At 45.0% G+C, this 19,533-nt stretch carries 27 protein-coding genes; all 27 read right to left on the bottom strand.

Annotated elements, in window-relative coordinates:
* Position 1: 1 nt before the first annotated feature.
* The gene (locus tag LI114_RS07220; protein ID WP_227220103.1) at positions 2–217 is read right to left on the bottom strand and encodes a hypothetical protein; all 216 of its coding nucleotides are present in this window, start codon (positions 215–217) and stop codon (positions 2–4) included.
* A complete protein-coding gene (locus LI114_RS07215) occupies positions 217–1,176 on the bottom strand; it encodes a hypothetical protein (protein WP_227220102.1) in 960 nt (319 codons plus the stop codon). Before LI114_RS07215 ends, LI114_RS07220 begins: the two co-directional genes overlap by 1 nt.
* Complete coding sequence (locus tag LI114_RS07210; protein WP_227220101.1) at positions 1,173–2,210, bottom strand: siphovirus ReqiPepy6 Gp37-like family protein; 1,038 nt, start codon at positions 2,208–2,210, stop codon at positions 1,173–1,175. Before LI114_RS07210 ends, LI114_RS07215 begins: the two co-directional genes overlap by 4 nt.
* A 1-nt stretch (position 2,211) precedes the next feature.
* Positions 2,212–3,060, bottom strand: a complete 849-nt coding sequence (locus LI114_RS07205; RefSeq protein WP_227220100.1) for a phage distal tail protein — start codon at positions 3,058–3,060, stop codon at positions 2,212–2,214.
* Between the two features lie 3 nt (positions 3,061–3,063).
* Positions 3,064–6,180, bottom strand: a complete 3,117-nt coding sequence (locus LI114_RS07200; protein WP_227220099.1) for a hypothetical protein — start codon at positions 6,178–6,180, stop codon at positions 3,064–3,066.
* 236 nt (positions 6,181–6,416) lie between these two features.
* Positions 6,417–6,740, bottom strand: coding sequence for a hypothetical protein (locus LI114_RS07195; protein WP_227220098.1), 324 nt, complete (start codon positions 6,738–6,740; stop codon positions 6,417–6,419).
* Between the two features lie 31 nt (positions 6,741–6,771).
* On the bottom strand, positions 6,772–7,389 hold the full coding sequence (locus LI114_RS07190) for a major tail protein (protein ID WP_227220097.1): 618 nt from the start codon (positions 7,387–7,389) through the stop codon (positions 6,772–6,774).
* 14 nt (positions 7,390–7,403) lie between these two features.
* Positions 7,404–7,754 (bottom strand): hypothetical protein, encoded by a 351-nt coding sequence (locus LI114_RS07185; RefSeq protein WP_227220096.1) that lies wholly within the window; start codon positions 7,752–7,754, stop codon positions 7,404–7,406.
* Between the two features lie 3 nt (positions 7,755–7,757).
* Positions 7,758–8,195: a hypothetical protein gene (locus tag LI114_RS07180; RefSeq protein WP_227220095.1), complete on the bottom strand. Its 438-nt coding sequence runs from the start codon at positions 8,193–8,195 to the stop codon at positions 7,758–7,760.
* Positions 8,195–8,548 (bottom strand): hypothetical protein, encoded by a 354-nt coding sequence (locus LI114_RS07175; RefSeq protein WP_227220094.1) that lies wholly within the window; start codon positions 8,546–8,548, stop codon positions 8,195–8,197. Before LI114_RS07175 ends, LI114_RS07180 begins: the two co-directional genes overlap by 1 nt.
* Positions 8,548–8,829, bottom strand: coding sequence for a phage head-tail connector protein (locus LI114_RS07170; RefSeq protein WP_227220093.1), 282 nt, complete (start codon positions 8,827–8,829; stop codon positions 8,548–8,550). Before LI114_RS07170 ends, LI114_RS07175 begins: the two co-directional genes overlap by 1 nt.
* A gap of 22 nt (positions 8,830–8,851) precedes the next feature.
* Complete coding sequence (locus tag LI114_RS07165; RefSeq protein ID WP_227220092.1) at positions 8,852–9,268, bottom strand: hypothetical protein; 417 nt, start codon at positions 9,266–9,268, stop codon at positions 8,852–8,854.
* A 20-nt stretch (positions 9,269–9,288) separates the two neighbouring features.
* Positions 9,289–10,611, bottom strand: coding sequence for a phage major capsid protein (locus LI114_RS07160; RefSeq protein ID WP_227220091.1), 1,323 nt, complete (start codon positions 10,609–10,611; stop codon positions 9,289–9,291).
* A 13-nt stretch (positions 10,612–10,624) separates the two neighbouring features.
* On the bottom strand, positions 10,625–11,272 hold the full coding sequence (locus LI114_RS07155; RefSeq protein WP_227220090.1) for an HK97 family phage prohead protease: 648 nt from the start codon (positions 11,270–11,272) through the stop codon (positions 10,625–10,627).
* Complete coding sequence (locus LI114_RS07150; RefSeq protein WP_227220089.1) at positions 11,265–12,395, bottom strand: phage portal protein; 1,131 nt, start codon at positions 12,393–12,395, stop codon at positions 11,265–11,267. The genes LI114_RS07155 and LI114_RS07150 overlap by 8 nt, the downstream gene beginning before the upstream one ends.
* A 144-nt stretch (positions 12,396–12,539) precedes the next feature.
* A complete protein-coding gene (locus LI114_RS07145; protein WP_227220088.1) occupies positions 12,540–13,073 on the bottom strand; it encodes a hypothetical protein in 534 nt (177 codons plus the stop codon).
* 153 nt (positions 13,074–13,226) lie between these two features.
* Complete coding sequence (locus tag LI114_RS07140) at positions 13,227–14,945, bottom strand: terminase large subunit (protein ID WP_227220087.1); 1,719 nt, start codon at positions 14,943–14,945, stop codon at positions 13,227–13,229.
* The gene (locus LI114_RS07135; RefSeq protein ID WP_227220086.1) at positions 14,939–15,265 is read right to left on the bottom strand and encodes a hypothetical protein; all 327 of its coding nucleotides are present in this window, start codon (positions 15,263–15,265) and stop codon (positions 14,939–14,941) included. The genes LI114_RS07140 and LI114_RS07135 overlap by 7 nt, the downstream gene beginning before the upstream one ends.
* A gap of 94 nt (positions 15,266–15,359) precedes the next feature.
* Positions 15,360–16,043, bottom strand: a complete 684-nt coding sequence (locus tag LI114_RS07130) for an HNH endonuclease (RefSeq protein ID WP_227220085.1) — start codon at positions 16,041–16,043, stop codon at positions 15,360–15,362.
* A gap of 39 nt (positions 16,044–16,082) precedes the next feature.
* Positions 16,083–16,511: a hypothetical protein gene (locus LI114_RS07125; protein WP_227220084.1), complete on the bottom strand. Its 429-nt coding sequence runs from the start codon at positions 16,509–16,511 to the stop codon at positions 16,083–16,085.
* Positions 16,512–16,522: 11 nt separating this feature from the next.
* Positions 16,523–16,867, bottom strand: coding sequence for a terminase small subunit (locus tag LI114_RS07120; RefSeq protein WP_227220083.1), 345 nt, complete (start codon positions 16,865–16,867; stop codon positions 16,523–16,525).
* Positions 16,864–17,655, bottom strand: a complete 792-nt coding sequence (locus LI114_RS07110) for a GH25 family lysozyme (protein ID WP_319638295.1) — start codon at positions 17,653–17,655, stop codon at positions 16,864–16,866. The genes LI114_RS07120 and LI114_RS07110 overlap by 4 nt, the downstream gene beginning before the upstream one ends.
* Positions 17,656–17,660: 5 nt before the next feature.
* Positions 17,661–17,843: a hypothetical protein gene (locus tag LI114_RS07105; RefSeq protein ID WP_227220082.1), complete on the bottom strand. Its 183-nt coding sequence runs from the start codon at positions 17,841–17,843 to the stop codon at positions 17,661–17,663.
* Positions 17,833–18,051, bottom strand: coding sequence for a hypothetical protein (locus LI114_RS07100; RefSeq protein WP_227220081.1), 219 nt, complete (start codon positions 18,049–18,051; stop codon positions 17,833–17,835). The genes LI114_RS07105 and LI114_RS07100 overlap by 11 nt, the downstream gene beginning before the upstream one ends.
* Positions 18,052–18,266: 215 nt before the next feature.
* Positions 18,267–18,476 (bottom strand): CopG family transcriptional regulator, encoded by a 210-nt coding sequence (locus tag LI114_RS07095; protein WP_227220080.1) that lies wholly within the window; start codon positions 18,474–18,476, stop codon positions 18,267–18,269.
* A 100-nt stretch (positions 18,477–18,576) separates the two neighbouring features.
* Positions 18,577–18,705, bottom strand: a complete 129-nt coding sequence (locus tag LI114_RS14150; protein ID WP_264468243.1) for a hypothetical protein — start codon at positions 18,703–18,705, stop codon at positions 18,577–18,579.
* Positions 18,706–18,913: 208 nt separating this feature from the next.
* Positions 18,914–19,231 (bottom strand): hypothetical protein, encoded by a 318-nt coding sequence (locus LI114_RS07090; RefSeq protein ID WP_227220079.1) that lies wholly within the window; start codon positions 19,229–19,231, stop codon positions 18,914–18,916.
* Between the last annotated feature and the right edge of the window lie 302 nt (positions 19,232–19,533).

Raw genomic sequence — 19,533 nt, 5'->3', positions numbered from 1 at the left:
ACTATTCCTCCTCAATTTTTGTCGCGTTTCCAACTATGCCCACTACCCCCTCCGCCACCGCAGAGGCTACCTTTGGCGTTCCGCCCCCACTGATATAATCAACGTATGATCGGAATGGTGTTTCGTCCGTTATTTTCGCCCCTTTCGGGTCGATTTTCTCGCGAAGCAACTGTTTTGTTGCTTTGAGATATTTTAATTTCGTCATGTCACAACTCATTAAATTACCTCCCCGTTTATCAGATCTATTTCGTTTGACAAAATGCCTTCGCCGATTACCGACTTAATCACAATAATAGCGATTGGTATTCCGTTACTTCCTGCTTTAAGCCTGTTCGGGAAACTTATAATATATTCCGTGCCGACTTTGGTTATTATAAATTCCGTTCCCTCAACAAGCAGCACGCCGCCGATATGCAAGAAAATAATATCGCCTTCCGTGTATTCGCTTATAGGCATTGTTATATTGTCAATATATCCGCTTGCATCATTGATCGTAGCCGAATACTGATATTTAACTATTGACGTGTCAACGTGTAATTGCTCTGTTAACGTTGAAAACCACGAATTAAACGCCTGCTGCTGCTGCAACATATACGCGTCAAATTTCGTCGTCATTTCTTCGTAGTAGGTTTCACACGCCGTTTTATACTGCGCGAATAGCTGCGCCGTGTCTACTTGATCTATAAGCCCCGTAACGTAACCACAATAGGCAGTACCGCGCAGATCTGAAATTAACGCCTGCGATATAGCCGTAGTATTTGAATTGATCGTAACGCGGGCTAAGAACAATTCTTTTATGTTTTCCGTCCACGTCCTAGCGGGAACGGTCGGGTTAGTCGCTGCCGCCGTGCCTTTTTTGACTACAAGGGAAATAGCGCGCCCGCTTTCCGTCATATCCAGCCGCAAGGCTATTACGTCGTACCGCTTTTTTCCGACTTCGGCGGGGTCTATCGCCAGCGTTTCCGTAGCGTCGTTATTAACCCATTGACAGTCAATAACCGCCCTGCCGCTTGCAACGTTTACAGCCATTCCGCTTCCTGCGGTTACTTGTAGTTTTCCGTCAACGTTTTCAAATACGCCGTCAGAAATTAGCCCGCGAAGATACATTGACATATCACGCGCATTATATGTTCTGTCGCCGTCCACGCTGTTAAAAAATCCGCTTGTTATGCTCATGCCGTTACCTCCCAATTCTCGAAAGTCGGTATAGCGGTATACATTTTGTCCGCGCTCCAGCTTTCAATCATTTCAATTATTCGCGTTTCCGCTGTAATTCTATATTCGTTTTCAACCGTCACAATATCGCCGACGTTGTAATCAGTTTTATATTTATAAATATCTGATATTACGCTTCCCGAAAAGTCTTGCGTGATTGGATTTTCTGCTAGCTTTTCGCTTCCTCGCTGATATAGCAAATTCATATAGTCGGGCAATGAAATTGCACCTTCATTGCTTGAAACGTCGCGCGCGTCAACATACATTTCGCGGCGGTTCATTCCCTGCGGCTGTTTAGTCGGGATAGGGCGGCTTTTTCGCGCCGTTCCCTCTCCTTCGCCTAGTGCATACGCCATGTTTTTATAGTTCGTCGCGTTGATAACATAATCTGTGTTAATCAAATTATCAAATTCGGGCGAAAAGTGAACAAGCGGGCGCGATACACCTACGAATATTTCGCACGTCAAATTCGTTCCGCTGCGGGTGATCTTCCAGCCGTAGCCGTATGTTTTACAAACCTCAACAATGTAGTTATATAGCACGTCGCCCGTAACTTGCGCGTTTATAGTGTCCTGCGGCGGCTGCGATATTGTAGCCGTTTTGAAATTCGGGAATTTCCGCGCCGCTTCCGCTGCATTGCCGCAGATCGTATTTATTAGCGAATATAATTCCGTTAGTACAAGCCCGCTAATATTCTGCTGCGGAATAATTACGCGGCGGTCAAGGATTGATTTTAAATCACGCCCCGACGCTATAATGTAATTTCCGTTTTCCGTGTCGGTCTTGATCTCCAGCTTTTCAATTATCATTGTGTTTTCGTCGCCGCCGCGTTCAACATAATTTCCTATTTGCAGGATTTCAAGCGCGGTTTCTGTCGCGGGCATATATAATTCAAAATCGCCGCTTTCGTAGTAGCGCGTCGTCCATATTAACGATTGATAAACGTCAATAACCCCGATTTCTTTAAAGCTGGTATTTAAAATATATACATCCATATTACAGCCCCCAATAACACGCCGCAGAACGAACGTTAACGGCTAGGTTTTCCGCGCCTTCGTCGCAGCTATACGATATTTCGTTTTCTCCCGAAATAAGTTGCAGCCACTTAGAACCGCTTTGACGGCTGCTAATAATGTTGCTTATAGCGCCGTTATGCCGTAGCATTACCGCCTTTTCGCCTGCATTAGTGTTGATCGTTACAACGTCGCCCGCGTCTAGGTCAACGTCAAGCCCGAAAAATTCGTTTGTCGTATTGTTGTAGATCTTCGGGTTAAGTATCTGCGACGTTCGCGCCGTCAGCGTGAATATAGCGCCCGTCGCGATTTCTCCCGCGTTTATAACAACATTTGAACGTTTTGTAATTTTTGAAAACTCTATGCCCGCCGCGGGAATACTGAACGGAAATTCAAACAAGCTTATAGTATCGGAAAAATTAACGTTTATACCCGCCGCACTCTTGAAATACGGGTTAGGGCAGATTATAGATATTTGCGATTGCTGACTTCGCGTAAATAGCCCGACTTCGTTCGCTTCGGTGTAGCCGTCAATATATACGCTTTTGCTGTCGGTTTCAAAATATAGCCTTACCGCCGAATTAGGCGCGAAAAATCTATAAATCATGTTTCGATTTTCTTCAATAGGCGGCTTGTAGCACAATGTTATAACTATGTTACGCTTCGGTATGCGTCCGCTATTGTAGCGGCTGCCGTCCATTCCCGCCAATTCGGTGAAAATAATGCTTGCTGTCTGAGGGTTAAGACCTGTTACGTTCGTTATGTCGAAATATTCGCTATTTGTTAGCTGCAATTTCTCGCCTTTGTAGTTCTCTACGCTAACGCTAATCATTCTTTACCCCCTCGTACTTAACAGATTTTTTGTTTGCCGATAGATTTCTAGGCGGTCAAGCGCCTGCGGGCTGTTATTGGTTTGATAGAAATTGTATACGTTGCTTGTAGCTGCGGCGCTCGCTGCGCTAACGCCCGCTATGCTTCCGTTATACTGCAAGTTATCATTAACGCCGCTTACAATGCGCTTTGCAGGCTCTAAAACCTTCTTGCCCATTGTTTTTACTGCGTTTACTGCGTCTTTGGTCTTTTCCTTAATGCCGACGGCTAAACCCTGCGGCAAGAATTTTCCGACTTCATCGCGCATTACCCTTGACGGCGAATTGATGCCGAAAAAGTCTTTCAGCCCGTCTAATACGTCTTCGCCGAACCCGCTAATTTTATCTTCAATCCAGCTAGTCATATCTTTAATGCCGTTCCATAAGCCTTCTACAATGTCTTTGCCCAGTTCGCCCATTTTTTCAGGTAGCTTTTTTATCTTGTCTACAATGCTGTCAAACAAATCCCCCGCGGCTGTCTTGCCCTTCTTCGCAAGATCAGAACCCCACGTTACAATTTTAGGCAAAACGTTTGCAAGCCATTTCGCCACCTTGCTAGGCAGTTCCGTTATTCTGTCTTTAATCTTTTTGATAAAATCCGCCGCCGCCGTTCCCGCGTTGCTAACCATACTAGCGCCCCACGATACGACTTTAGGAATTACTTTTGAAAGCCACGACGATATTTTACTAGGCAATTCTTTTATAAACTCTATGATTTTATTAACAAACTCGGGGGCTTTTTGCGCCGCCGTTGTTACCATGTCGTTAAAAAATCCTAGAATTTCGTCAAGTACATTACCGCACCATTCAATCAGCTTTGGCAGCAGTTCGCCCAGCGCCTTCATAATCGCCGAAACGATATTAGGCACGTTCTTTGCAAGCTGTACAACGATCTGCGGAATAGCCTTCACTATCTGCATGAAAAGCTTTGCGGCTGTTTGCAGCAATAACGGCAGATTGTCAAGCAGTACGCTTGTTATTGTCGTTATTATTTCGGGTAGCTTGCTAGCAAGCGCGGTTACGATTTGCGGAATAGCCTTTACTATCTGCATGAAAAGATTGATTGCCGCCGATAAAAGCGTAGGCAATGCCGTTGTTAATGCTTGCATGATTGCGTTAATGATCTGCGGCAGATTAGTTATTAACGCGTCAAGGATAACGGGTATAGCGTCTATGATCGCATTTAATAGCGTTATAGCGGCTTGCAAGATCTGCGGTACTGCCTGCACGATAAAATCAACAATTGTCGTTATCAGATTAGGCAACGCCTGCATAAGCTGCGTTATAATCTGCGGTAATGCCTTTATAATAGCGCCGAAAAGCTTTAGCGCCGCTTTCAGCAAGTCGGGCAACGCTGCAAGTAGCCCGCCTATAATATCGCCTACAAGCGCGTTTATCTGCCCTATCAGATCGCTAACTATCTGCGGCAACGCTTCAACGATTACGGTAAAAAATTGTATCGCTGCTTGCAAAAGCTGCGGCGCTAGTAAGATTATCTGATCTATAATCTGATAAACGATATTGATAAAATCAGAAATCAACTGCGGCGCTGCTTGCGTCAGCCCGTTTACAAGCGCTAGTATAACGTCTGCTGCCGCCTGCAATATAAGCGGGGCTGCGTCTTTAAGCGCCGTTGTAAGCTGCGTTACAAGCTGTATAGCGGCTTGCACAATGTCGGGCAATGCCTGCATAAGCCCCGTTATAAGATTAGTAACTATCGTTGTGCCAACCGTTACAACTTGCGGCAAGGCGGCTACAAGTTTATCGGTAAGCTGCGTTAATATGCCGCTTACCGCTCCGCCCAGCGCTTCCCCTGCGCCGTCTACGCCGTTTACAAGGTCTGTAAAGCTTTGCCCTAGCTGCTGTATATTCGGCATTAGGTCGGTTAGTATATCCGCGCCCAGCGTCTTAAAAACAGTAAGCACGGGTAACGCCGCTTGCCCTACTTGCGCCATAGCGTCGTTTAATTCAGCCTGCGCCTTGTTGTAGTTTATAGTCGCTTCGTTGTTTTTGTTGTATTCGTCGGCAAGGTCGCCGTAAAGTCCGTTAAGGGTATCAACAACAAGTTGTTGCCGCTCTTGCTCACTCGAACACGCGGCTAGCTTTTCGTTAAAATCATCTTCCGAAACGCCCGCCCAGTTCAACGCGTCCGCAAGGTTTCCCGTAACCTGTCCTACTCTCGACGTTTCATTGACGCTTTCCGCCAGTCCGTCAAGCGGTATACTGTCGCCGTACTTCGCCCATATGCCCGTAGCTGAATTTAAAAGGCTGTTTAAATTCTCCTGCGATGTGTCCATAGCCATGAAGTTAGAAACTGCGGTATTTGCCGCGGTTTCGTCGCCCAGTACGCCGTAAAGATCGTTAAACTTTTCTTTCGCAAAGTCCGTTGAAAGCCCCGCGCTACTAGCAGCACTTTCCAGCTTCGTCATGTTCGCAGTCCACTCTTGCGACGCTTCGGCGCTGCCTAGAAAGCCCGCTATAACGCCGCTCGCGGCTGCGCCTATGCCTACTAGTGCGCCTTTAGCCGCACCGCCTAGCTTCTTTAGCAGCCCGCCTACTTTGCTTTCTGCGTCCTTTGCGCTGTCGCCTACGTCTTCGATAGCGTCAGCGGCTTTCTTGCTTCCTTTGGCTGCGTCCTTTCCGCTGTCGCCTACTTCCTCGATAGCGTCGGCGGCTTTCTCGCTGCCTTCGGCTGCGTCTTCTGCTCCGCGGTTTAAGCTTTCAAGTTCGTTCGTATACTTGCCGATCTGCTTTTCAACGCCTATAACGGCGGCTTTCTGATTGTTAAGCTTTACTAACAGTTCTTGCGCGCCTTTTGAGTTCGCGCCCTGCTGCTGTACTGTTAATTCGTACTGCTGTTCTAGGCTGTTAAGCTTCTGCTTTTCAGCGTCTAGCACGCCGTTAAGCTGTTTCAGCTTCGCGCTTAGTCCGTCCGCATTGCTAGCCCAATCGTCCATGCCCGCGGTAGCCGCTTTAAATTCGGAATTTACTACTTTTATGCTTCGCTGCGCTTCTTGAAACGCCGCTTTTAATTCCGATATATCGGCTTTAAATTTTGTTGTGCTTTCGTTGTTGCTTGCCATTTTCTCACCGCCTTAATACCACGTTGTAGCCTTAACACGCTTAGTTCTTTCACGCTGCGGGCGTTCTTTTCCGTCCTGCTTTTCTCTGCAATACTTCGTATAGCGGCGCATTAGCAGAAATGCTTCAACCGCCTTATATTCGCGAAATTGTATAGGGTTCATGTGAAATTTTTCACATAAAGAAACGGTAATATCAAAGAGAATATCAAATAAGGGCGGCTGCGCGCCGCCCTCGTCTAGTTTCCCTCGTTGTCCGCTCCCAGCGACGATATTTCATTGAAAGCAAACTTGAACGCCTGCACGAAAACGGGAATAATCTCCTTAACGTGTGTGTGTCGGATTTCTTCGTCTGTCAGCCCGTCGAAAATCTCGCAAAGCAGCGGCTTAATCTGCGGCAGCAACTTTACTACCATTTTACCGATTTCAAGATTATCGTTAAGTTTATCAAAGTCAACGATTGATACAAGATCTTCTATCATGCCATATGACAGATCAAAAGTTTCTGCCGTGTAGGTTTTTACAACCTCTTTTTTATCGTAGATGTTAAGCGTCATGCTCATTGAAATTTCCTCTTTTCTGATGTGTTATTGATTAGACAGCCTTTTTCTTTGCGGCTACCTTGTCGGGGTCTTGCACGGCGGCGAAAAAGTCCGCTTCGGTGTATGTAGTTAAGCCCTTAGCCATTTCAAGGTTTACAGCCTTTGCGGTCTTGCCCGTCTTTTCAAACTTATGCTGCGTGTTAATTCCCGTAAATGTTATTTCCTGTCCGTTAGCGTCCGTGCCGTCTGTCTTGGTCTCGTGTGTGCTGGACGGGATAGAACACTTAACTTTCAGCCGCCATACAAATACTTCGTTTCCGTCTGTGTCCTCGGTAATATAGCCGATTGCGAAATACTTTGATGTTCTTTCGCCCTCGATAAACATTCCCGTTTCTTCGTCGTAGGTCTGCCCCGTAAGCTTGGAAAGAATATCAAGCGGGATAGCCGAAACGCTCGCCGTTACTGTGTCCGCGCCCACGCTGTCAATAACGATAGCGGGGATATTGTCGTAATAATGGCTTTCGCTGCTGTTTTCAGTTTCCTTTGACAGTTCGCTAGTTCCTGCGACTTCAAACGGCGTGCCGTAGGTCAAGCCGTTTTCTTCGTTAGTATCTGTAAGCAGTTCAGCCGCTACAAGTCCGCGAATACCTCTATACTCGGTAATTTTCATGTTCGTACCTCCTGTTATAGTTTCTCGACGTATACGCAGCTTATGCCGCGCCCGTCGTGCGTTTTTTCGTCACTAGCAATGTCGTGCCCGTCGCCCGATATAATAAAGCCTGCTGCTTTAAGCTTCTTGATCGCCGCCCGTAGCGTGCTATATACGGCGGCGGGGTCATTGCTGTAAAAATTAACGTCAAAATCGTAAATGAATGTATTTTCTGCGTTGTCGTAAAATCTTTCTGAAATACTGCTGCTATTCCAAAAAGTGAAAAAATTGTCGGGGTACGGCTCGTTGTCTAGCAAGCTGCCTTGCCGTTTCACGGGAAAATTAAAGGTTTCCAAAACGCTTATTAAAACGTCTTCGGCGTTCATTCGTTACCCCTCCATTCTCTTTTTTATTTCTTCGCTAAATACTTCTTCTTGGATTTTCTGAATTTCTTTTTTTGTTGCCGTGCCATAAATGGCATTTTTTAGCCCGCTCATTGGCTTCATTCTCGGTGTGCCGTACATAAGAAAAATTGTGTCAAGCCCGCTGATTTCAAAGTCAAATCCTACGTTAATGCTTGCTGTCGTGCCTTCCCACGTTACTGCGGCATTTTCGATAATACTTTTCTTTGTGTCACCGCTCGCATATTTTCCCTTTGCGGGGAATTTGCTGTTTTGTACTGCCGAATTAAGCTTGTTGGAAACGTGATCGCCCGACTGCTTCAACGCCTTTTCCGCCGTGCTTGCAATATCACCGCCCACCCTGTCAAGCCGTTCTGCGTATTCTTCAAATCCTCCGAATTGCAGTTTGATTTTATTTCTTGGCATTACGCCCCGCCCCTTATCCTGCGAACCTTGAATTTTAAAAACTGATTTCGCATATTGATATTTTCGGGCGTGCCTAGCACTTCGTAGCGCGTGCTAGCGTCTTCGGCGCTCTGTAACGTGCAATTAGCTTTTATGTCGGGTCTATACCACGTTTCAACGGTCGCCGTGTCTTCAATCACTATGCCCGCGTCGGTCTTTATTTCCGTGCCGCCGAACGTCTTAAAGCTGCACCATATTAGCCCCGCGTCTTTGTCGGGTAGTTTTTTTGTGCTGCCTTTAACCGTTCTGTATTCGGGAATAAGCAGCCTAAACGGAACGTTAAACGGCGTATTCGGTTTATATGCCTTTGCCATTATCCCGCCCCGCTTTCTGCTGTGGTGCTGTCCTTTAACTTCAACTGTATTGCACGCTGCATAAAGTATTCACTTAACGCGCCTTCGCCTGCGCCGTAATTCCATAGATCAGCTACGCCGCGGGTTATAACGCCAACGGCGGCGGGGCTGTCAACGGTTTCGGCTTTTACGCCCGCGTCCGTCAAAAAGGCTTTCACTTCGTCTATATACAAATTTAAAGCCCCGTCTTGATAGTTGCCCGTAATGCCTAGCCCCGTTTTTACGTCGTCCAAAATTGCCACGCCGTCAGCCCCCTTTCTGCCATTAGCCTAAATTTGCGTTAACCGTAGTTTTACCGCCTGCGACTGCACCGCCTGCGCTGTCAGTTTCGCAAACTGTAATATAAATGCCGTCTTCCGCTTCGATTTCGTCCGAACCGTTCCACGCCGTCCAGCCTGTCAGCTTCTCGCCGTATTCGGGCAATGTGCTATTGTTCAGCTTATAAACTAGCGCGCCGCTGCCGTTGCCGCTAACTTCGATCTTGGTCTTTCCTGTCGTAGTGCCTGCCGTGCTAGTTACTGTAAGCGCGCCCAGCGTCTGCGGTTCTTCGCCTTTATACGCTGCTGTTATCGCGTCAATCACGGCGGCGGTAGTGTCGGCGGTCAGATCGTCCGCCGTTGCTCCGCTTCCCTTGATTGCCGCCCATAGCCTTTTAAGCGCGTTAACGTTTGTATCAGCCATAGTTTGCAACCTCCGTTATATTACTTCTTCTTGATGATATAGCAGCCGCTAGTGTCAAGGATTTTGCCGTCCACGATAACAAGCAGCTTGTTAATCCATTCGTTCGTATCTTCGTCAAAATAGCGCTTAATACCAAATTCCATATTAGTATTGATTGCATAATCGGACGGGACCCAATAAATGCCGATTACGTCGCCCGCTGTTGCTGTGTCGTAGTCTGCTACTACGTCGGGTTCTACAAGGGTTACAGTTCTGCCGTAGAATGTGCCAGCCGTTGCCGCTTCGCCGATTGTAAGTTCTGTTGCTTCCTTAAAGATCGGGCGATTGTTTGCGTCCTTGATTGTCAGCAGGCAGCCTTCAACGGTCGCGCTGGTAAAGATAAATTCGCCCTGTCCGCGCTTAGCAAGCGGGATTTTTGCAAAAAGCTTCTTTCTCCATGCCGTCCAGTCAGACAGTTCCGCTTCGGTCATTTCAACAACGTTAGTAACGCGGTCGTCTTCGGTAATTCCTAAAAGCTGTCCGCTGCCCGTGCCGCTGATAATGCCCTTATCCATTGCTTCAACATATGCCTCGGTCATAATACGCACGATTTCATTTTCAAAAATATCAAGTGATACAACCTGTGAAAGCAGCGTCTGCGCTACGCGGATTTCGCCGATGTTGTACGAAAATTCGATATAGTCCTTAATATCGCCCGCTTTCTGCTTCTCTGATACTTTGGCTTCGGTTATCCACTTAAAATTAGCTTTAAGCTTGCTGATAGGGAATTTCACGCCGCCCTTAACGTTAAGCTTGCGAACCTTAGAATAGATCTGTCCGTAAACCTTTGAAACGTCCTTGATAAATTCGGTCATGATTGTAGTAGGGATAATAGCGCCAATATCCGCCGCAACTGTTGTGCCAGTATCGCCGCCCGCTCTCAGTTCTGCGGGGATTGCTGTACCCTTCTGTACATAGGCTTTAAATGCCTGTCTGTATTCCATTGTTGCGTAGGGGTCGGCTGCTGCCCTCTGCTGCGGCTGCATCAGTCCGTAGCTAGCAAGGGGATTGCCACCCCTAAACTCTGCACCCGCGGGAATACCGCCGCTTCTGCCCTCGTCGCCGTTTCCGTTGTCGCCGCCGTTTCCGTCGTCGTCGCCGTTTCCGTTGCCGTTGTCGCCCTGCTTGTCAAGCTTTTCAAGCTGCTTCTTGGCTTCTGTGAGTTCGTCAAGTACGGCGTTAAGGGTTTCGCCCAGCGCTCTTACTTCGTCCGCTGTTGTTGCGTCTTTAATCTGCTGTCTGATCTCCTTTGCGCGCTTTTCCTTTGCGGCAATAAGATTTCTAAGATATGTACCAAAATTCATTGTTTTTTCCTCCTTAGATGTTAAATAAATATTCTGCTTTCAGCTTTTCAAGTTTTAACGCTTCCGCAGTATCCACCGCGTGCGCTCCGCGTGCGTTCTCCAACGCTCCGCGTGCGTTCTCCAACGCTGCGCGTGCGTTAGCGCGTGCGTTAATCTCCGTCGCTTCGTATGCGGGTAACGTCACGGCTGATACTTCAACAACCGTTCCGATAGCCTTAATGTGTCGGGTCGGGTGTTCGCCGTCTAAGCCCTCCCATTCTTCATTGTCAATGGAAAACATAAACGACATACCCGAAATATCGCCGCGCTGCACGGCGCTATATAATGCGCGGGCTTCGGCGTTATTTTCTGTGTCAAGATTAACGCGTATTCCCAGCCCTTCATCATCAACCGATAATTGCATAGTGCTATTTTTGTTGTTTTTGCGGCTGCGCGCTAGCGGTATTCTTGATAGATCGTGATTTACTAAAAATCTAACGTCTTTCAAATCCGTTTTATCTAGCGCGCCACTGCAAATAATCTCGTCAAATTCGCCTAAGTTCGTGCGGCTGTTATATACTATCGGTCTGCCCGTTATAATGCTGCCGCCGTCTTCGTTTTTGTCGGCTCTGACTTCAAAATTATACTGCCGCTGTTCAAGCGGCTTTTTGCCGTTACTCATTGTCGCTATTTTCGCCCCCTGTGTTTCCGTCGTTGCCGACTTGGTATTTATTCGCTATTGACGCGTCAACATAGTTCAGACTTTGCAGCCGCTTCCCTTCCAGTTCGGGCAACGGTCTAAGTCCGAACGCTACGCGCTTTTCGTTTTCATACAGCGCGCCGCTTGCGCCTAACAGATTTACCATTTGCAAGGTTTGATCTGTTGACATGAATATTAAATCTTTTGGATAAAATTGTATTTTGTTCCCGAAAGATTGTTCGCGCTGCGTGAAAAGCCCTTTTGTGAAAGCCTGCGAATAAGCAATAACAAGCGGCTCTATTGTTTTTTGATAAAATGCTTCATACTGTTGCTTTGTGTAATCGCCCGTAAGTATGGGCAGCGGTACGCCGAAATGACGCAGGATTTTTTCGTCAATAAATTTCAGCGTGTCAGCGTCAACAAGCTGGATTTTATTTTGTATCGGCGTAAACTCTCCCGAAATGTCAAGCGGCAAAAATCCGCTTTCGTTATTTTGCAGCTTCTTTTCAAGTTCCTTTAACGCGGCTTCGGTCTTGCCGTCGTCCATAAGCGTTTTATACTTGACAACGCCGTTAATCGCATAGCTTGCTTTCATAGCCTTTGCAACGCCGTTTAATAGCGTATCGTTAATGCTTAACGTTTTAAGCAATGCCGCGTTATCGGGCTGCCCTGCTTCATTTCCGCCCATATAATCGCTAACAGAATAGCGGTAACGAATGTGTATCACGTCGCTATATTTCAACGTTGTTTCGTAGTTGTTTACAAATCGGAATTTTACATAAAGATCGTTTTTAGCGTCTTGGATAAAATCGACTTGCGCGGGCTGTACTGGATATAGCCCCGTATATCTCCGCTGAAAATTGCCTTTATCGTCCTCCCATGTGTAATAGGTCGGAATAATGAACGAATTGTAATTGAAAAAAAGTTGCCATGTGATTTTTTCCAAAAAGTCCGCGGCGGTCATTATTTCGTTAGGCTGCCGCAAAACTTTTTGAATGTCGCTGTTAACGCTTGTTACGTCCGAACCGCTTTCTATGATCTCGCGTATGTGCTGCGGTCTTAACTTTTTGATTTCCGAAACAATGCAATTAATAGCCTGCTGCACTACGTCCGACGCATATATATTACTACCGAATTGCGAATAAATCGGGGTAAACCCGTTAAGTATATCGGCATACCCTGTTTTATTCACGGGTTTTTTAAATAGCTTATCTTTAAGCCACCCCAATTTTTTCACCGCCTTATTTAATCAGATACAACGCACATAGCCCGCGAACGCTTCGCTTGCTGTGATTACAGCATATCCGCCTTGCACTTCAAGCCCTGCGATTACTCTTTCGTAATTGCTGCCGTTCGCTCTGAATACTGCAACGGGCGTGCCGCTTGCTCCAACGCCGCTATATACGTTGCTTGATAGTTTGATCTGCGTATTGCTGATTATTTCAGCGTTACACATAAATAGGTTCATGCCTTCAAACATTTGCGTATAATCTGCCTGCTGATTTACGGGCTTGAAAATTGTACCGATTGACGGCTTACGAATAATTATGCTTGCGTCGCTGTCTTCTCGGATAAATATTAGCCCGTCAAACTGTGTAATGTTTGTATTTGCCGTGATCGTTACGCTTGTGCCGTCCTCTTTTGCGGGGATTGTAGCCGAACCGCTATAAATCTGCTTAACGCTAACGGGGCTATGTGTCAGCTTCCCGCTAATTTCCAAAAAATTGGCGTTAAGGTTTGTGAAAAACGTTTTAAGGCTTTCGCCCAGTTTTAAAACCGTCATACGGGTATTTCCTCCAATCCAACTTTAAAAATTGTCGGCTCGTTAACGGTCAATAGAAAATCACCGTTTGACGCGATCGTAAAACTATTCATAGCACTTTCTAAAAAGTCGTTTGAATAAAGCGTTTTGTAGTAGAACAATTTATCGCCCCCATTATTTCAGCATTTGCATAAACTCAGTACGGCAGCGGCGAAACGTTTCATATAAAATAACTAGCGTTACCGCGCCGTCAATTCGTCTTATGCGTTCTTTTTTCACTAATAGCGCTTTTCCTTTTCGGTCAAGTTCTATTAGTGCGTTTTTTAAGCACCACGCGTCAACCTCGTTTTCGTTATAGTTGATTAACTGATGTTTAAAGTCAGCTTCACATAAATTGATCGCCGTTGAAAGTGTGTCCGCGTTCTGTAAGATCATGATTAGATCTTTGCTTTCGCGTGTCCAACCGTATTCGCCCATTCTGCTTATCCAGTCCGTAGCGAATTTCTGATCGTAGCCGCATTTGAAAAGCTTTATTTTATAGTCTTTGAAAAGGCTGTAAAACCAATCTGCAACTATTGATAAATCAACTTCGTTCCCGTCTGTGATTGTCAATAGCCCCGCCTTAGCCCATTCTTTATATTTTGCGCCCGCTGCCGCGTCGTCCGCGTTTTCTAGCTTGCCTTCGGGTATAAAGTAATGACTATATATGTATTTCGTCTTATCGTCTTTTCGCATAAGCAATATTTTTGCGTTTGTCAAGTCCGTTGTTTCCGCAAGGTCAACCGCTCCCAAACATACGCAGCCGCGAAAATCTTCTAAATCATATACAGCCTTATAGCTGTAATCTTCAATGTTTAGCCAGCTTTCGGCGGCGTTCTGCTTTATGTTAAAATCTTTCGATAGTACGAAAATACGATCTGATTTTGAATTTTTCGCAAGGTCTATTTGTTCTTCAAGATAGCCCCATTTCTTTATAGCGCCTAGCGTCGGATTGCTTTTAACCCATGTCCGCGGGTCTTGCCATATCTCCGCTTCGCTGTCTTGCGTATAAAGCCACGGTAAAAACCTTTCGGCAGCTATTCCCGTATCTTCCCCGCTTATGATTTTTCGGGCTTTTCTTAGCTCCTCGTCTAAATAGCCGTCAACTACAAATCCTTCCGTAGTGATATTTATAAATTTCGGGTTATCTTTAAGGCTCTGCGACTGCTCAATAGATTTCGCTATAACGTTAGTTGTCATTTCGTGTGTTTCGTCAATTATTGCAAAATCTATGTTTCGCCCCTCTTTATTTCGCGTGCGATCTGACAGTTTAAAAATCTTGCTGTTTGATATTTTATTCAAAATAAACCGCTGATTTCTTTTTGTGTCAAGGTCGCGCGGGTCTATTAGCTGCCGCATAGTGTCGATAGCGTCATAGACTATTGACGCTTGATTGTCGTCGTTACTGCTACATACTATATCCGCGCCCGCATTGCCTATAAACAGTTCTGTTTCTGCTAGTCCGCTGCACGTTTCGGATTTCGTATTTTTTCGGGCGATCAGTAGCAGGATTTTTTTAAATCGGTCGATAGAAAATCCTTTTTCTGCGCTTTCCTCGGTCATTTTGAAACTGTAAATAGTTTCTATAAATGCTTTCTGCCATAACATTAAGATCATAGGCTTATTGTAGAAAGGCGATTTTGTCAGCCTTACACAATGTTCCATGAAGTGCATACGCTTTAACGCGTCCGCGGTATCATAAAAGTAACGTTCGTTGCTCATATCGTCCGCAAGCCGCGTTAATTCTTGCCACAATTCACGCCCTACCAGTATTTCACCCGTTTCAATTCGTGCTTTATATTCCAATAGCGCCGAATTATCGGGGGTATATATCTTTTTTTCGTTAATCAGCAAGCGTTTTCACTTTCCGAAAGGCTTCTGAAATATTCCCGTAGCGGGCTGTCTTCGTCTGCGCCGTCTTTTCCTGCTGCACGCAGTAATATTTTGATAGCGTTTAGATATTGCTGCATATATTCTTTATACAGCTTCGCAGCGGGTAATAATTTTTGCTGCGTCGGGTCTTTAGGGTTAATCTTGATCTTTGGTTTTTCCCTCAGATCTGTTAAAACGCCCTCTAAATAAACGACATTTTCAATTACGGGCAAAAGATTTTCGTCTTTGCCAATATATTCAAAAAGTTCAGATCTTCTATTCATTTTTTCACCATTTTTCAAAATCAAAAATCTTGATTTTTCACTTTCTGCGCGAAAGCAGTTCCCCCTAACAGTTCCCTAAATGCTTGGTGCAAAAATTTTCGGGGGGCTATTTTCACGCGGAAAAATTTTCAAACCATTTTTTTATAAAGGTTTTCCAGTCGTTTATATTCCTTCCGTCGTTACATACTTCAATCCGCGACAAACATTCTTCTTCTGTCGCTTCAATAAAGATCGGTCTTGCGCCTAATTCCTTGCATATCCTTTCACGTTCGCTAATCAACGGATAGCCTCCGATAATATAGCAATTAAGCCAGCGCCCGCGCCGATATTTAACGCCCTCTAGCAATGTATCGCGCACGCTGAAAGCTATATCATTTAGACAAGGCGGCTTAATATATCGCTGCTGCCCGCTTATACATTGCCATATATTATCCATGTCTATTATCAAATCACCTCGTTCGGCGATCTCTGAAACATAGGTGTTCTTTCCGCTGCACGGCGCGCCATATATCAGATAAACATTTCTAGGTTTATAGCCTAGCTTGTTATGTATTCTGTTATGGCAAACGTGATGTAATAGCGCTATGTTATCGGGGTTTAACGCTATGCTAGCGTCATTAACATTCTGTTCCGTTAATTCGATCTTGTGATGTCCTATGCAGTCGTATTTCTTCGTTATGGGCTTTCCGCAGTATTCGCATATGATTTCGCCGCGGGCGTTAGTGCGCTGCATTTTTAATACAGCCATAAACTCCGCCCACGCTCTGCCAGTATAGAACCATGATAAATTAGCCATAATATCACCGTCAGAATTTAATTTATGGAATTTATAGAATTATGAAAATCGCGCATATGCGTACATTGTTATCTTTTCGGCTGTATTGCTAAATGAACCGAAATAATTCCATGTTCCATAGCCTAGCAGTTCGTTAATGCTACTTTCGTTCTCGTATCGCTGAAATGAAAAGAAAATGCCGTTAACGGGTATTTGCATAGCCTGTTTAGCGCTCTTAATCTGCATAGCTAGCGAATATCCAACCGTTCCAGCTAATGCAACCCCCGCTAGGCTTCCCGACGGCTGCGCCGTGCTGTCCGTTAGCTTAACGTGTCCGTAGTTTGTCGCCGTACCTATGCCGTATGTTGGCTGATTGCTCGCGTGGTTACTGTCTGCTTTCCCGTCGTATCTTTCGTTTGCTTCGTCTTTGCTAAATACTTCAACTTGGCATTTATCTTCGCAAATTCCGTAAACATTGTTATGTGCCATTATATCACCTCTTACCAGTCGTCGTTTTTAAACATCCCTTTGGCCTTAGCCAACAGTTCAGACGCTTTCAGGCGGTCTTTTAGTGCGTTTCCCGCGTCGCTGAAAACTGCCGTCCAAAATGCCTGAATATCTGATACATCTGCGATAATCTTTTCATCGTCAGTTTCGGCAAGCGTGTTGATATACTTGATATATTCCTGCACATCGCTTCTTGCCAACAATTTATGACTATTGCCCCTAGCGTATGATCTCGAATACCCCGCGGCAATGGCTGATTTTTCAGCATTTCCCGCGCATTCGCCGCAATAATACTTTGCAAACAATTTATACTGCGGTTTAATTTTAGGTTCGGTCATATTATCAACTTCTGTCCGACGTAGATAATATCAGGGTTTTTAATGCCGTTTTTCTTAGTTATTGCAGATACAGTTGTCTTGTACTTAGCCGCTATCGCGCTGAGCGTATCGCCTTTCTTGACGATATATGTTTTCTGCTTCGGTTTCTTATCGGTCTTATTTTCAGACGGGTTCGACGTTTTCTTATATCCGTTCAAGCCCGCTTTCTTTATTGCGGTCGGGTAATCAACATAGCAGTTGTTACAATCAACATTGCCGTTTATACCGTCGATCTTCCCTGCTGACGTATGCTGCCACATTCCAACATCACCCGACCAGTTGAGTTTTGAGCCGTATTCCGCAAGCCATAACGCGTAACGCTTTGCAACGTCCGCAGTAAGCATGGTCTGAGCTGGGCTGCGGCTCATGTAAATTCCCGCGAAATAGCCCGCCTTTTCAAGCTCCTCGCAGAACGCCTTGCACATTGACGAAACGCCGCTGCGTCCTACAAGTGACTTACCCTCAACGTCAAAGTAAATGGGGTATTCAAACTGTTTGCCCTTAATAGCAGCTATACAGCACTTTGCTTCCTGCCGTGCTTCATCGGCAGTCGTCGCGTAGCTGAACCAGTACCCGCCGCAGGGTATGCCGTGCTTCTTGCACTCGCTGTAATTGCGCGCGAAAGTCTTGTCTATCTGCCCCGCGTAACGCCCGTAACCTATCTGCATTATCACGAAATCGACCGCGCCGCGCACTTTTGAGAAGTCAGGCGAGCCCTGGCAATATGAAATGTCAATGCCTTTTTTCATTTTAATCACTCCTTATCCGCTTTCTTTTCTGTCTGCGTTCCGAAATAGAACGCTATGACCGTAGTGAATATCGTGAGAAAATCACGTCCGCTTATTACGCCGTTCACCGACAGGACGCAAAAGACTACTGATAACATGATTGTTACTATGCTTTTTACCGTCAGTAGGTTTATAAGCTTATTTCTCATGCTTCGCCGCACCCTCCAGATCTGCTATACGATGTTCTTCAACTTTCATTTTTTCTTCCAGCACGGGAATACGGCGGGCGAAATTATTGTGCTCCTCGACCTTTTTTTCTAGCTGCTGAATGCGATACGATGTAAGTTTCAATCCGCTGTAACTTCCGACCAGCGTTCCCGCAAAACTAAGCAGCGCGACCCATATTTCGCTTGACATTTGTTCACCCCGTCCCGTTATTTATTAAGCCTATTATACACGCACAAATCAGATTAGACAATATACTAAAATGTGCCGCGAATGTGCCGCGAATGTGCCATTATGCACAAAAAAACACCCGCTGAATTTCCTCAACGGGTGCTAGTGTAGATATTTGGTTATTATTTTTCAGCTCACGCTATCAAGCGAAGCGTGACGGCATAGCTGTTTTGCCATCAGTGTAGATCTTCGGCGCTAGCGTCTATATTCGCCTTTACCAATGCTATTCCTCTGTGTATAACTTCTGCCTTAGTTATATTGAGAATTGCCGAACATTCTTCCAGTGTAGAATACGTTTCTTCCGAAAGCCTTAATTCAAATCGCTTATCTCTTTTTTCGGTGGTTGGTCTGCCCATTTTTTTCTTGTTGTTTTCGATTTTTATCACGCCCTATCTTGACATTCGGGGCAAAACGTGATATATTAAAAAATAAGATAGGCGGCGGCAGAACCGCCCGTCTTAGTTTTCTTCCATTGCTCCGGCTTATTTAGTCGGAGCTTTTTTTGTTTTTGGTTTCCTCGAGAAGCCTTATCACTTCTTCGGTTTCACCTTTTTTCAGCATTGAGAGTATCAATGAGATCAACAAGTCAAATTCCTTTGCGGTCATCTTGCTCATATTTCCTCCTTTCTCGTTCTGCCCCGTGACTTGTAAGCCTTGCTTACTGTAATCTTATTATAACATATGTACGTACAAAAATCAAGCCTTTTTAATAAGTTTTTATGCGAATTATTGCACAAAGTTTTCGCGTAAAATTCGTATAAAATAACAAATACCCTCTGAAAATCAATCTCAGAGGGTATTTATCAATTGCTTGCACATTCTGTTATAGATCTGATATTATATCATCTATCGTTTTTATAAATTCCTCTCTTGTGGAGGTTTCCGCTTTTGATTTTACCATCTTCAAAAAAACTTTAAACTGATAATTTGTCATACCCGTTTCGCCATCGGTGAGATCTTCGGAGTTAGCAGCTATATCTTTACGAATGAGTTTCTTTATATATCCTGCTTTATTGTCGATACTCTCCAGCTTCTCGTAAATATCGGGTTCGGTGTTTTTCATGACCTTTACCGCATAAGTTTTTGTATTCTCTTTATCGTATTTCTGCTGAGGTGTCATTTTTTTCTCTGTGCCACTCATAAAAACAAATCCTTTCTTGACATTGCATTTTAAATGTGTTATATTATAAACATAAGATAGGCGGCGGCGACCGCCGCCCGTCTTTGTGTTTTACTGTTTAGAAGTCTTATTCATCGAGTAAGGCTTCTATTTTTTTCACAGCTTCCTCGGTATTTTCGCTGTCCTTAATGATCTGAATGACCATTTTAATTACTGAGCGAAACTGTTCATTTGTCATGTTCTCACCTCCCTTGCTCTAATTATAGTATAACATATGTTATACATATTGTCAAGCCTTTTTAATAAGATTTTATGCGAATTAT

This window comes from Ruminococcus sp. 210702-SL.1.03 (genome assembly GCF_020559915.1).
Taxonomy (GTDB): domain Bacteria; phylum Bacillota; class Clostridia; order Oscillospirales; family Ruminococcaceae; genus YE71.
Note: the sequence above shows the minus strand (reverse complement) of the source record. Positions and strands in the feature narration are given on the sequence as shown.

Coding starts and splice junctions, on each gene's coding strand:
- LI114_RS07220 (WP_227220103.1), bottom strand. CDS start 217: ATGAGTTGTGACATGACGAAATTAAAATATCTCAAAGCAACAAAACAG.
- LI114_RS07215 (WP_227220102.1), bottom strand. CDS start 1,176: ATGAGCATAACAAGCGGATTTTTTAACAGCGTGGACGGCGACAGAACA.
- LI114_RS07210 (WP_227220101.1), bottom strand. CDS start 2,210: ATGGATGTATATATTTTAAATACCAGCTTTAAAGAAATCGGGGTTATT.
- LI114_RS07205 (WP_227220100.1), bottom strand. CDS start 3,060: ATGATTAGCGTTAGCGTAGAGAACTACAAAGGCGAGAAATTGCAGCTA.
- LI114_RS07200 (WP_227220099.1), bottom strand. CDS start 6,180: ATGGCAAGCAACAACGAAAGCACAACAAAATTTAAAGCCGATATATCG.
- LI114_RS07195 (WP_227220098.1), bottom strand. CDS start 6,740: ATGAGCATGACGCTTAACATCTACGATAAAAAAGAGGTTGTAAAAACC.
- LI114_RS07190 (WP_227220097.1), bottom strand. CDS start 7,389: ATGAAAATTACCGAGTATAGAGGTATTCGCGGACTTGTAGCGGCTGAA.
- LI114_RS07185 (WP_227220096.1), bottom strand. CDS start 7,754: ATGAACGCCGAAGACGTTTTAATAAGCGTTTTGGAAACCTTTAATTTT.
- LI114_RS07180 (WP_227220095.1), bottom strand. CDS start 8,195: ATGCCAAGAAATAAAATCAAACTGCAATTCGGAGGATTTGAAGAATAC.
- LI114_RS07175 (WP_227220094.1), bottom strand. CDS start 8,548: ATGGCAAAGGCATATAAACCGAATACGCCGTTTAACGTTCCGTTTAGG.
- LI114_RS07165 (WP_227220092.1), bottom strand. CDS start 9,268: ATGGCTGATACAAACGTTAACGCGCTTAAAAGGCTATGGGCGGCAATC.
- LI114_RS07160 (WP_227220091.1), bottom strand. CDS start 10,611: ATGAATTTTGGTACATATCTTAGAAATCTTATTGCCGCAAAGGAAAAG.
- LI114_RS07155 (WP_227220090.1), bottom strand. CDS start 11,272: ATGAGTAACGGCAAAAAGCCGCTTGAACAGCGGCAGTATAATTTTGAA.
- LI114_RS07145 (WP_227220088.1), bottom strand. CDS start 13,073: ATGACGGTTTTAAAACTGGGCGAAAGCCTTAAAACGTTTTTCACAAAC.
- LI114_RS07130 (WP_227220085.1), bottom strand. CDS start 16,043: ATGGCTAATTTATCATGGTTCTATACTGGCAGAGCGTGGGCGGAGTTT.
- LI114_RS07125 (WP_227220084.1), bottom strand. CDS start 16,511: ATGGCACATAACAATGTTTACGGAATTTGCGAAGATAAATGCCAAGTT.
- LI114_RS07120 (WP_227220083.1), bottom strand. CDS start 16,867: ATGACCGAACCTAAAATTAAACCGCAGTATAAATTGTTTGCAAAGTAT.
- LI114_RS07110 (WP_319638295.1), bottom strand. CDS start 17,655: ATGAAAAAAGGCATTGACATTTCATATTGCCAGGGCTCGCCTGACTTC.
- LI114_RS07105 (WP_227220082.1), bottom strand. CDS start 17,843: ATGAGAAATAAGCTTATAAACCTACTGACGGTAAAAAGCATAGTAACA.
- LI114_RS07100 (WP_227220081.1), bottom strand. CDS start 18,051: ATGTCAAGCGAAATATGGGTCGCGCTGCTTAGTTTTGCGGGAACGCTG.
- LI114_RS14150 (WP_264468243.1), bottom strand. CDS start 18,705: ATGAGCAAGATGACCGCAAAGGAATTTGACTTGTTGATCTCATTGATA.
- LI114_RS07090 (WP_227220079.1), bottom strand. CDS start 19,231: ATGAGTGGCACAGAGAAAAAAATGACACCTCAGCAGAAATACGATAAA.